The sequence below is a fragment of the Photobacterium galatheae genome, from assembly GCF_000695255.1.
In the GTDB taxonomy this organism is placed as follows: domain Bacteria; phylum Pseudomonadota; class Gammaproteobacteria; order Enterobacterales; family Vibrionaceae; genus Photobacterium; species Photobacterium galatheae.
On record NZ_JMIB01000009.1, the window covers coordinates 97,928 to 109,493 of the forward strand.

The 11,566-nt window shown below is 50.7% G+C and carries 8 protein-coding genes; 6 read left to right on the plus strand and 2 right to left on the minus strand.

Features of this window, described 5'->3' with window-relative positions; genetic code table 11:
• Positions 1-15: 15 nt before the first annotated feature.
• Entirely contained in the window at positions 16-2,034 is a 2,019-nt protein-coding gene (gene rep, locus EA58_RS06495) for a DNA helicase Rep (protein WP_036750497.1), read from the minus strand.
• A gap of 174 nt (positions 2,035-2,208) precedes the next feature.
• Here rep and EA58_RS06500 point away from each other — a divergent pair, with 174 nt between their 5' ends.
• The 4 genes from EA58_RS06500 (at position 2,209) to ubiK (ending at position 7,470) form a co-directional block, all read left to right on the plus strand.
• Positions 2,209-2,775 carry a TetR/AcrR family transcriptional regulator gene (locus EA58_RS06500; protein ID WP_036750498.1) on the plus strand — a complete coding sequence of 189 codons (567 nt, stop codon included), beginning with the start codon at positions 2,209-2,211 and terminating at the stop codon, positions 2,773-2,775.
• A gap of 33 nt (positions 2,776-2,808) precedes the next feature.
• On the plus strand, positions 2,809-3,924 hold the full coding sequence (locus EA58_RS06505) for an efflux RND transporter periplasmic adaptor subunit (protein WP_036750501.1): 1,116 nt from the start codon (positions 2,809-2,811) through the stop codon (positions 3,922-3,924).
• Between the two features lie 12 nt (positions 3,925-3,936).
• The gene (locus EA58_RS06510; protein WP_036750503.1) at positions 3,937-7,053 is read left to right on the plus strand and encodes a multidrug efflux RND transporter permease subunit; all 3,117 of its coding nucleotides are present in this window, start codon (positions 3,937-3,939) and stop codon (positions 7,051-7,053) included.
• A gap of 159 nt (positions 7,054-7,212) precedes the next feature.
• The gene (ubiK, locus tag EA58_RS06515; protein WP_036750506.1) at positions 7,213-7,470 is read left to right on the plus strand and encodes a ubiquinone biosynthesis accessory factor UbiK; all 258 of its coding nucleotides are present in this window, start codon (positions 7,213-7,215) and stop codon (positions 7,468-7,470) included.
• A 93-nt stretch (positions 7,471-7,563) separates the two neighbouring features.
• Here the strand turns inward: ubiK and ilvC are convergent, their stop codons facing one another.
• Positions 7,564-9,048 carry a ketol-acid reductoisomerase gene (ilvC, locus tag EA58_RS06520; protein WP_036750509.1) on the minus strand — a complete coding sequence of 495 codons (1,485 nt, stop codon included), beginning with the start codon at positions 9,046-9,048 and terminating at the stop codon, positions 7,564-7,566.
• Between the two features lie 130 nt (positions 9,049-9,178).
• On the opposite strand from ilvC, the gene ilvY reads away from it, so the two are divergent.
• Together ilvY and EA58_RS06530 are read left to right on the plus strand one after the other, a co-directional pair.
• Entirely contained in the window at positions 9,179-10,051 is an 873-nt protein-coding gene (ilvY, locus tag EA58_RS06525) for an HTH-type transcriptional activator IlvY (protein ID WP_036750511.1), read from the plus strand.
• Positions 10,052-10,060: 9 nt separating this feature from the next.
• Positions 10,061-11,269: an NAD(P)-binding domain-containing protein gene (locus tag EA58_RS06530; RefSeq protein WP_036750514.1), complete on the plus strand. Its 1,209-nt coding sequence runs from the start codon at positions 10,061-10,063 to the stop codon at positions 11,267-11,269.
• The last annotated feature ends 297 nt before the right edge of the window (positions 11,270-11,566 follow it).

The following is an 11,566-nucleotide window of genomic DNA, read 5'->3' on the forward strand; positions in this document are numbered from 1 at the left end:
GTCGTGTCTGTATGCTTACTTCTTATTGAACATCGCCCGGATATTTGCAATGTGTGCCTGACCTCGCTGCATCCGCTCTTCGGCTGAAACCGGCTTGCGCTCTGTCTCCCATTCCAGATCATCCTGAGGCAGTTCATACAAGAAACGACTCGGCTCCGGCTTGATCAGCTCCCCGTACTGACGACGTTCCTTACATAAGGTAAAGGTGAGTGCTTTCTGAGCCCGGGTAATGCCAACGTATGCCAGCCGGCGCTCTTCCTCAACATTCTCTTCATCAATACTGCTCTGATGCGGCAGAATGCCTTCCTCTGTGCCAATCAAATAGACATACGGGAACTCCAGCCCTTTGGAGGCATGCAATGTCATCAACTGAACCTGATCCGCCTCATCGTCATCTTCGCCGCGCTCCATCATATCCCGCAACGTCATCCGCTGAACAACCTCTTTCAGGGTGCGCACTTCGTTGTCGTAATTATCCCCTTCCAGATCAGCCGTGACCCAGCTATACAGATCCGACACGTTTTTCATCCGCATCTCGGCGGCTTTCGGACTCGCCGAAGTTTCGAACAGCCAATCCTCATAATGAATATCACGGATCAACTGCCGGACCGCCGCAACCGCATCGCCCCGCTCAGCGTTATCAGCCAGCTCAACTACCCAGCGGGTAAACTGACGCAGGCTGTCTAATCCGCGACCAGTCAGGTGCTGCTCCAGTCCCAGCTCAAAACTGGCATCGAACAGGCTTTTCCCCCGCATATTGGCATAGGTACCCAGCTTCTCCAGCGTCGCCGGGCCAATTTCACGCCGCGGCGTGTTCACAATGCGCAAAAAGGCATTATCGTCATCCGGGTTGGTCAGCAAACGCAGATAAGCCATGATGTCCTTGATCTCAGTCCGGGAGAAAAATGAGGTTCCTCCGGAGATTTTGTAAGGAATCCGGTTCTGCATCAGCGCTTTTTCAAACAACCGTGACTGATGGTTACCACGGTAAAGAATGGCGTAATCTTTGTAATCGGTGTTGTTCAAAAAACGATGGGCAATCAGTTCACCAATCACCTTTTCCGCTTCGTGCTCTTCATTCTTGGCGGTAATCACTTTCAGCATGTCGCCGTCCGGAATTTCCGAGAATAGTGTTTTCTCAAACACGTGCGGATTATTGGCAATCAATATATTGGCCGTTCGCAGGATCCGGCTGGTTGAACGATAATTCTGCTCCAGCTTAATCACCTTCAGGGTCGGGAAATCTTTGTTCAGCAATACCAGGTTTTCTGGCTGAGCACCGCGCCAGGAATAGATCGACTGGTCATCATCTCCGACCACGGTAAATTTGGCCCGCTCACCCACCAGCAGCTTCACAAACACATACTGACTGGTGTTGGTGTCCTGATATTCATCCACCAGCAGATAACGGATTTTATTCTGCCAGCGCTGACGGACTTCCTCGTTATCCCGCAACAAAAGTACCGGCATCAGAATCAAATCATCGAAGTCCAGCGCGTTGTAGGCTTTCATCTGCCGCTGGTACAACTCATAACAATGGGCAAATAGCTGGTCACGTTCACTGCGGGCTTCGGCTTGGGCCTGCGCCGGCGATTTCATATCGTTCTTCCAGTTTGAAATGGACGACAACAGCAGCTTCAGCAGATCTTTATCGCCATCAATTTGTGCTTCCGTCAGTTCCTTGAGCAGTGCCATCTGGTCCTGATCGTCAAACAGAGAGAAACTCGCTTTCAGGCCCAGCGTCTTATATTCACGGCGAATAATATTCAGCCCCAGGGTATGGAAGGTCGATACCGTCAGCCCTTTAGCCTCCTGACGTCCCAACGTCTGGCCCACCCGCTCTTTCATTTCCCGCGCAGCTTTGTTGGTAAACGTCAGTGCCGCAATGTTCCGGGCTTTATACCCGCATTGCTGGACCAGATAAGCGATTTTATTGGTAATGACCCGCGTTTTGCCTGAACCAGCGCCAGCCAGAACCAGGCACGGTCCGGCCACATAACGCACTGCCTCATTTTGTCTGGGATTGAGTTTCATGATTTGCCCTATGAGTCATGATTGATTCAGCTGCTGCATTGTAACCTGATCTCGTCTCGTGTCTATTTCAGACAACCCCCGTGTTTTTGTCACAAAAATTGGCTAACAAATGAGTTGCGTAATATTTAAGCGTCAATAATAATGAATGAACGTTCATTCACCTTGTGAGTAGTAATGACTGATAAAAAAGAACGTATCTTGCAGGCGACAGAAGAATTGCTGGCAAAGCATGGTTTTCACGGTCTGTCGATGAACATGGTGGCGAAGGAAGCCAAGGTGGCGACAGGCACAATTTATCGGTATTTCACAGATAAAGACGACCTGTTATATCAGCTTCATGATCATATTTTGACCATTGTCGCGCAAAAAATCACGCAGCACATTTCAGATGCCATGCCACTGGAACAGCGGTTTCGTACCATGTGGCTGAACATCTGGAAGATGGCTACCGACAGTGAAGCACCGCTGATTAACCGTGGTCAGTTTGAAAACATGCCGCACCGCGGGAAGCAGTACAAGATCGCGTTAGAAAAAACCCTCTTTGCCCCCGTCCACAAAATGTTTGACGAAGGGAAAGCGCAGGGACTGTTCAAGCCTTTAGACAACGAGATACTCGCCGCTCTCAGTTTAGAGCCCAGCGCTGCGCTGGCCCGTAAACATCTGACCGGCATTTTTACAGTAAGTGATGAGGCACGGGATGCCGCCATCAATGCTTGCTGGGACGCATTAATTACACACTGATTTCGCATTAACAAAGACTCCGGAGCAAAGATAATGAAAAAGTGGAGAGCATGGATTGTCATGTTAATCATCGTTGCCGCTCTCTTTGGCACGTTGTTCACATACAAATACATGGAAATTAAAGGGAAAATGGAGTATTTCGCCAATTTACCCGAACCGGATTTCCCGGTAACTGTCGTGGACGTGAAAGCCATCGATTGGGTTCCTGCCATTGAAGCCATTGGCTTCATCGAACCCAACCAGGGCGTCACGATCACAACGGAAGTCTCAGGTGTCATCAAGAGCCTGGATTTTGATTCGGGAATGTCGGTCAAGCAAGGTCAGCGCCTGCTGGGACTGGATTCTGATGTTGAAGAAGCCAATCTCAAAAGTTCACAAGCCCGCCTGCCCGCTGCCAAAGCCAAATACATCCGTTATCAGGATCTGTATAAAAAAGGCTCCATTTCCAAAGAAGCCTTTGACGATGCTCAGGCAAGTTACTTCTCGCTGATGGCTGATATTGAAAGTCTGAAAGCGACGATCGACCGCCGTATTATTAACGCACCCTTCTCCGGTGAAGTCGGCCTGCGAAATGTATTCCTGGGTCAGTACATCCAGCCGGGCACGGATATCGTTCGTCTTGAAGATACCTCGCTGATGAAACTGCGTTTTACAATCCCGCAAACTGAACTGGCAGATATTCATATCGGACAGGAAGTGGATATCGCAATCGATGCGTATCCGGAAACAAACTTCCAAGGCAAGATCAGTGCCATTGAACCGGCGGTGAATTATCAGAGCGGTCTGGTTCAGGTACAGGCAGACATTCCAAACAATGATGGTCGTCTGCGCAGCGGTATGTTTGCCCGCGCCCACATTATTCTGCCAACACAGGAAAATCAGGTGGTTCTGCCGCAACACGCCATCACCTACACCCTGTATGGTGACAACGTCTACATCGTTTATAAAGACGACAAAGGCGACATGCGTGTCCGTCAGTCTGTCGTGAAAACCGGTGAACGCAAGCGTGACAACATTCATGTTCTGGATGGCGTCAAACCAGGCGATCAGGTCGTCACCACAGGTCAGGTTCGCCTGAGTAATGATGTGAAAATCCGCATTGTCGACAACGATGCCCTGAAAACCCCGGCTGAAACACCGATGCTGTGATTCGGAGGTTAAATGCGCTTTACTGATATATTCATAAAAAGGCCGGTTCTTGCAGTCTCAATCAGCATCCTGATTGCTCTGCTCGGTTTCCAGGCTATTTTCAAAATGCAGGTGCGGGAATATCCGGAGATGACGAACACCGTCGTCACGGTGACCACCAGCTATTACGGGGCCAGTGCCGACCTGATCCAGGGCTTTATTACTCAGCCGCTGGAACAGGCCATTGCGCAGGCTGATAACATCGACTACATGACCTCCTCGTCTGTGCTGGGTTCTTCAACCATTACAGTCACCATGAAGCTGAATACCGATCCGAACGCGGCGCTGGCTGATATTCTGGCCAAAACCAACTCGGTACGTTCTCAGCTGCCGCGTGAATCCGAGGATCCGACAGTAACCATGTCGACCGGTTCAACCACGGCGGTTATGTACATTGGTTTCACCAGTGACGAGCTAAGCTCCAGCCAAATCACCGACTACCTGGAGCGGGTATTCAATCCGCAGCTGTTTACCGTCAACGGTGTCTCCAAGGTTGATCTGTACGGCGGGATGAAATACGCCCTGCGTGTCTGGTTGGATCCTGCCAAAATGGCGGCGTATAACCTGACCGCATCCGATGTCATGACCGTGCTGAACGCCAACAACTACCAGTCTGCAACGGGTCAGGCCAATGGTGAATTCGTGCTGTATAACGGCACGATTGATACTCAGGTGAAGACCACAGATGAGCTGAAAAAGCTGGTTGTTTCAACCCAGAAAGGTCAGGTGATTCGTCTGGGCGACATTGCCAAGGTCACACTGGAGAAAAGCCACGACATTTACCGCGCGACGGCGAATGGCCAGGAAGCCGTGGTGGCTGCGATCAACGCTGCCCCGAGTGCTAACCCGATCAACATTGCTGCCGATGTACTGGAGCTATTGCCTGAGATTCAGCGCAACATGCCGAGCAACATCAAGATGAACGTCCTGTATGACTCTACGGTTGCCATCAATGAGTCTATTCAGGAAGTCATCAAAACCATTGGGGAAGCCGCACTGATCGTTCTGGTCGTCATCACGCTGTTCCTGGGTTCGTTCCGTGCTGTGCTGATCCCAATCATCACTATCCCGTTGTCGCTGATTGGCGTCGCCATGCTGATGCAGGGCTTCGGTTTCTCCTGGAACCTGATGACGCTGCTGGCTATGGTTCTGGCCATCGGTCTGGTGGTCGATGATGCCATCGTTGTTCTGGAAAACGTCGACCGCCACATCAAACTGGGCGAATCGCCGTTCCGCGCAGCCATTATCGGAACACGAGAAATCGCAGTACCTGTCATTGCCATGACCCTGACGCTGGGTGCAGTATACGCACCAATTGCACTGATGGGCGGGATCACAGGCTCACTCTTTAAGGAGTTTGCACTGACCCTGGCTGGTGCGGTCTTTATCTCGGGGATCATCGCCCTGACCCTGTCACCGGTGATGTGTTCCAAGATCCTCAAAGCACACGATAAACCAAACCGCTTTGAAGACACGGTTCACAGTGTGCTGGATCGCATGACAACCGGCTATGAGAAAATGCTGGGCACTGTCATGAACTTCCGTCCGGTTGTGATTGTCTTTGCCCTGCTCGTCTTTGCCGTCTTGCCCGTGCTGTTCAAGTTCATCCCGAGTGAACTGGCACCGGCGGAAGATAAAGGCGTCCTGATGATGATGGGGACCGCGCCATCGACCGCCAACCTGGATTACATCGAAAATACCATGAGTGAAGTGAACGAGATGCTGAGCGATCAGCCGGAAGTTGCTTTTGCTCAGGTCTTCTCCGGTGTCCCTCAGTCAAACCAGGCATTCGGTATTGCATCCATGGTGCCCTGGAGTCAGCGTGAAGCCAGCCAGGCTGAAGTCGTGGGCCGTGTGACCACACTGGTCAACGATGTTCCGGGCATGGCTGTCACCGCATTCCAGATGCCGGAGCTGCCAGGTGCGGGTTCAGGTCTGCCGATTCAGTTCGTCATCACGACACCGAACAACTTCGAAAGCCTGTTCCAGGTGGCAACAACTGTCCTGACTGATGTCAGCAAGAACCCGATGTTCGTTTATTCCAACCTGGATCTGAACTTTGATTCCGCCACCATGAGAATCAGCATCGATAAGGACAAAGCCGGTGCCTATGGTGTCACCATGCAGGATATCGGGATCACCCTGAGTACCATGATGGCCGACGGTTATGTCAACCGGATTGACCTCAATGGCCGCTCCTATGAAGTGATTCCACAGGTAGAACGGAAATACCGTCTGAATCCGGAGTCACTGAACACGTACTACGTCCGTGCTGCGGATGGTAACTCAGTCCCTCTGGGCAGCCTGATCAACATTGATGTCATCGCAGAGCCACGTGCCTTGCCACACTTCAACCAGTTGAACTCAGCCACCATTGGTGTCGTTCCGATGCCGGGAACGGCTATGGGTGATGCGATTGACTGGTTCAAAACGGACGCTGCCGGAAATCTGCCTGCCGGTTACCAGTATGACTTCATGGGTGAAGCCCGTCAGTTCGTGACCGAAGGAAACGCACTGTTCGCAACCTTTGGTCTGGCCCTGGCGGTCATCTTCCTGGTTCTGGCGATTCAGTTCGAATCCCTGCGCGACCCGATGGTCATCATGGTTTCCGTTCCGCTGGCGATCTGTGGGGCGCTGGTCGCACTCGCCTGGGGCGCAGCCTCAATGAACATTTACTCTCAGGTCGGTCTGATCACCCTGATTGGTTTGATCACCAAGCACGGGATTCTGATCTGTGAGGTGGCCAAAGAAGAACAGCTCAATCACCAGAAAGACAAAATGTCTGCGGTGATGGAAGCAGCCAAGGTTCGTCTGCGTCCGATTCTGATGACAACTGCAGCGATGATTGCCGGTCTGATCCCACTGTTGTACGCCACCGGCGCCGGTGCGGCACAGCGTTTCAGTATCGGTATCGTGATTGTAGCCGGTCTGGCAATCGGGACCCTGTTTACCCTGTTTGTTCTGCCGGTCATTTATACGTATCTGGCCAGCACGCATAAGCCGCTGCCCGTCTTTGTCGAGGACAAAGACCTGGAAAAGCTCAAACGGGCTGATGAGGCGAGACAAGCACTCAAAGCCCGGGAAAGTTAACCTTCTTTTCACTTTTTATACTTCAGGCCGCACAAGCGGCCTTTTTTTATGGTGAGTCAGTCGCGTGTCGCCGATCCCAGTATTCCTGCCTGCGGCAGGGTGAAATTGGTGTACACTAACGTCAAGTATCACAATACCTTCATGGAGTTAAACCCGCGTATGTTTGATCCAAAGAAACTTGAGCAGGTCGCAAAGCAGATTCAGGAAGCCATGCCTCAGCCGGTCAAAGCGCTTGGTCAGGACGTTGAGCAGAAAGTGCGCCAAACCATTCAGGCTCAGCTCAGCAAACTGGATGTCGTCAACCGCGAAGAATTTGATGTGCAGACTCAGGTCCTGCTGCGTACCCGCCAGAAACTCAATGAGCTGGAGCAAAAAGTGGCTCAGCTGGAAGCCATGCTGGCTGATAAAGCTGAATAATCAGCCTTTTCCTGAAACCGCTCGAAACATGAAAAAGCCCGGCAGTGTTTGCCGGGCTTTTCGTCACTAGAAGGAAGAAATCTAAGGTGATGATTAGTCACCGACTGCGATACGCTTCATGTCAGTCATATAGCCACGCAGTTCCTGACCAATCAGTTCAACCGGATGGCTGCGTAATGCTTCATTCACGTCGATCAGTGTTTGGTTATCTACCTGATTGCTGGTTTCGCCCAGACCTTGACCAATCACGTCTGTACCAACCTTCGGCATAAACTGCTCACGTAGCAGTGGTGTCGCAACATTTGCGAACAGATAGTTCCCGTATTCAGCGGTATCAGAAATGACCACGTTCATTTCGTACAGACGTTTCCGGGCAATGGTGTTCGCAATCAACGGCAGCTCGTGCAGTGACTCATAGTAAGCCGATTCATCAATAATGCCTGAGGCCGTCATGGCTTCGAACGCCAACTCAACTCCGGCACGCACCATCGCCACCATCAGAATGCCGTTGTCGAAGTATTCCTGTTCGCTGATCTTCACATCAGACTGCGGATAGTTTTCGAATGCGGTTTCAGCAGTCTCTGCACGCCAGCCCAGCAGATTCGCATCATCATTCGCCCAATCGGCCATCATGGTGCCAGAAAACGCACCGCTGATGATGTCATCCATATGCTTGTTGTACAGCGGGCGCATCAGATCTTTCAACGATTCAGACAGCTCAAAGGCTTTGATTTTGGCAGGGTTCGACAGACGATCCATCATGTGGGTAATGCCACCGAACTTCAGCGCTTCAGTAATAGTTTCCCAGCCAAATTGCAGCAGCTTCCCGGCATAAGCAGGATCAATCCCTTCTGCCACCATCTTCTCGTAACACACAATCGAACCGGCTTGCAGCATCCCGCACAAAATGGTTTGCTCACCCATCAGGTCAGATTTCACTTCGGCAACGAAAGACGATTCCAGAACACCGGCACGATGACCACCAGTCGCGGCTGCCCAGGCTTTGGCAATTTCCAGACCGTGACCCTGCGGGTCGTTTTCCGGGTGAACGGCGATCAACGTCGGTACCCCGAAACCACGTTTGTATTCTTCACGTACTTCTGTACCCGGGCATTTCGGCGCAACCATCACAACCGTGATATCCGGACGGATTTGCATGCCTTCTTCAACAATGTTGAAGCCATGCGAATAACCCAATGCAGCACCTTGCTTCATCAGTGGCATCACAGTTGTGACAACATCGGTGTGCTGCTTGTCTGGTGTCAGGTTAACCACCAGATCCGCCTCTGGGATCAGCTGTTCATAGCTACCGACTTCAAAACCATTGTCTTTGGCATTGCGGAAAGACGCACGCTGCTCATCAATTGCAGCCTGACGCAGCGCGTAAGCGACATTCAGGCCAGAGTCGCGCATATTCAGACCCTGATTCAGGCCCTGAGCACCACAACCAACAATCACGACTTTTTTCCCTTTCAGGTACTCTGCTTCCTGAGCAAACTCGTTGCGATCCATGAAACGGCAACGGCCCAGTTGGTCTAATTGCTGACGCAAATTTAAAGTATTGAAATAATTAGCCATAACAAGTTACTCCGTGAAATCTGATCCTTGGTCGGCACGTCATTGCCGAATAACCTGATAGTAGATCAGGCGTGATGTTGTCCAAAGTGATATATTCACAACACCATATTGCAAAAAGTGCAACATCGTCATGAATATCAAATCGCTGCAATTCTTTCTTCATTTATGTCACAGCAAGAACTTTAGTCAGACTGCCCAGAAAATGCATATCAGTCCGTCGGCGCTGAGCCGTCAAATACAGCGCCTTGAGCAGGAGCTCGCCCAGCCACTGTTTATCCGTGACAACCGCAGTGTAGAACTCACAACGGCTGGACACAAACTGCTTCCTGTCGCCAGCCGTATCATTGCCGAATGGCAGCACCTGCAACAGGAACTGACCGAGCAAGATCAGATGCTCAAAGGCAAACTGACCCTCTTCTGCTCGGTCACAGCAAGCTACAGCCATTTACCTGGTGTGCTGAACCAGTTCCGACAGCATTACCCGCAAGTTGAGATACAACTGGCCACCGGCGATCCGGCACAAGCCATTGATAAAGTCATGCAGGATGAAGCAGATTTCGCCATTACAGCACTCCCGGCCAACCTTCCCGGTAAACTTGCCTTTATTTACCTGGGGGATGTTTCCATGTCACTCATTAGCCCTTTAGCCCCTCCCCCCGCTCTTCAGAGCATGCTTACTCCAGAAATTCAGTGGGAAAAACTTCCTTTCATTCTCCCTGAGCATGGTAGTGCCAGAGAAAACGCTGACAAGTGGATGAAATCTCATAAAATTAAGCCTAACATTTATGCCCAAGTTGCTGGACATGAGGCTATTGTTAGTATGGTGGCATTGGGATGTGGCATAGGGATTGCGCCAGATATTGTCATAGAGAACAGTCCTATTCGCGACAAGATACACAAGCTGCCCACAGCAACGGTAGACCCTTTAATACTGGGATTGTGTTGTAAACAAAGCCGGCAAAAGGAACCGCTTTATCAGGCGCTGCTGGCATTATTCAAATAGCAGGTCCATATGACGTCATCGCATACTTTGACACACAGCTACTATTCCGCCTTTTATGCAGAAAAAGGCTTCCGATTCCTGGAGCAGATAGCAAAGGATTACGCTCTCCCAGACAATCTGGTTGTTTTTTCCGTCATGCACTGTTACGAAGGTACGCTGCCTTATCTGAACGTACTGTGCCAGCTCGCTGATCACGTCATTTTTCTTCCCAAACAAGCCACGTTTTGTAATAACAGTTCACTCCTGAATACCATTGAAACAATTGAAAACTGTCAGACTGTCGCGCCCGGCTTCGACAAAATCGCCTTACGCGACCCGGCTTGCTGTGTCGAGTTAATCCGCCGATACACGACGGATGAACAAGCTTTTCTGATCCTGGATCATGGAGGCTATTTCGCCCACGGCGCTGAAGCAATTTTAGAGACGTTCAGCAATGCTTGTGTGGGTATCGCAGAGTTGACTGCAAATGGCGTCGCGAAATACCGAAACAGGCATCTACTCAAACCTTTGGTCTCTGTGGCTCACCTGAGTATCAAAACACCGGCAGACTATGAAGCTTCAGAGTGCATCGTTCACTACACCGATCAAATTTTGCGTGAAGCTTTCGGTCTGAAACTCAACAATCAGGGATTTTTATCAATAGGAGTGATCGGCAGCGGTAACCTTGGCCGTGGCATCTGCAAGACCTTACAAGGGAAAGGTATCCATGAGCTTTATGTCAGCGATCAAGACCCGCGGCGGCTGACGGCTATGCCACGTAACGGCATTCAGGTCTGTTCGACTGAAACCATGCTCAACCACTGTAATCTGATTTTCTGTTGTACCGGGAATGGCGCACTCCACACCGCGCATTTGCAATCCCGTCGTGAAAATCTGTTTGTCGCGACGGTTACTTCAGCAGATGATGAACTGAACCTGCCTGAACTGATACACAATGGTACCCTTCGTTATATCGGGGGCAATGCGCTCGTGAAAGAATACAAGAATCAACACAAAGCAAGCATCTACTTACTCGCTGGCGGTGAATCAGCCAATACTCCTTTCAAAACAGGGATGGGAGATCCCACTCTCTATCTGTTTGAAGCTGCTCATTTACTGGCGGGACTCCAACTGGCCAGCCAGAATCACGGCTATGCAGCCGGAATCCAAGCATTATCAGCTCAAGATGAAATATTCATCGCAGAGCAATGGCTACGCTTCTTTTATCACTACAGTTAAACTTTCCGGGTGTCACTGACTAGAGGCTGCTTCAAAGCTCAAATATACATAACCCATTCGAATAACTGCCCAGAAAGAGAAAACACTTTCCATCAAGCGCCACCCCAAAGACAAAACCACGCTCGACAAAAATGACACGATTGACTGAAGAACAGATGCCCAAACCTTATTACAAAAAACTAGCCATGGCTGACTGGGTTTCTTGAAGAAATGGTGGACGGCTGGGATCGTACACGACCGGGACTCGTCCGGTCGCAGGGCGGATTTCAAACCCCGGAATGTAAAAAAGCCCCAGTC

Coding starts and splice junctions, on each gene's coding strand:
- rep (WP_036750497.1), bottom strand. CDS start 2,034: ATGAAACTCAATCCCAGACAAAATGAGGCAGTGCGTTATGTGGCCGGA.
- EA58_RS06500 (WP_036750498.1), top strand. CDS start 2,209: ATGACTGATAAAAAAGAACGTATCTTGCAGGCGACAGAAGAATTGCTG.
- EA58_RS06505 (WP_036750501.1), top strand. CDS start 2,809: ATGAAAAAGTGGAGAGCATGGATTGTCATGTTAATCATCGTTGCCGCT.
- EA58_RS06510 (WP_036750503.1), top strand. CDS start 3,937: ATGCGCTTTACTGATATATTCATAAAAAGGCCGGTTCTTGCAGTCTCA.
- ubiK (WP_036750506.1), top strand. CDS start 7,213: ATGTTTGATCCAAAGAAACTTGAGCAGGTCGCAAAGCAGATTCAGGAA.
- ilvC (WP_036750509.1), bottom strand. CDS start 9,048: ATGGCTAATTATTTCAATACTTTAAATTTGCGTCAGCAATTAGACCAA.
- ilvY (WP_036750511.1), top strand. CDS start 9,179: ATGAATATCAAATCGCTGCAATTCTTTCTTCATTTATGTCACAGCAAG.
- EA58_RS06530 (WP_036750514.1), top strand. CDS start 10,061: ATGACGTCATCGCATACTTTGACACACAGCTACTATTCCGCCTTTTAT.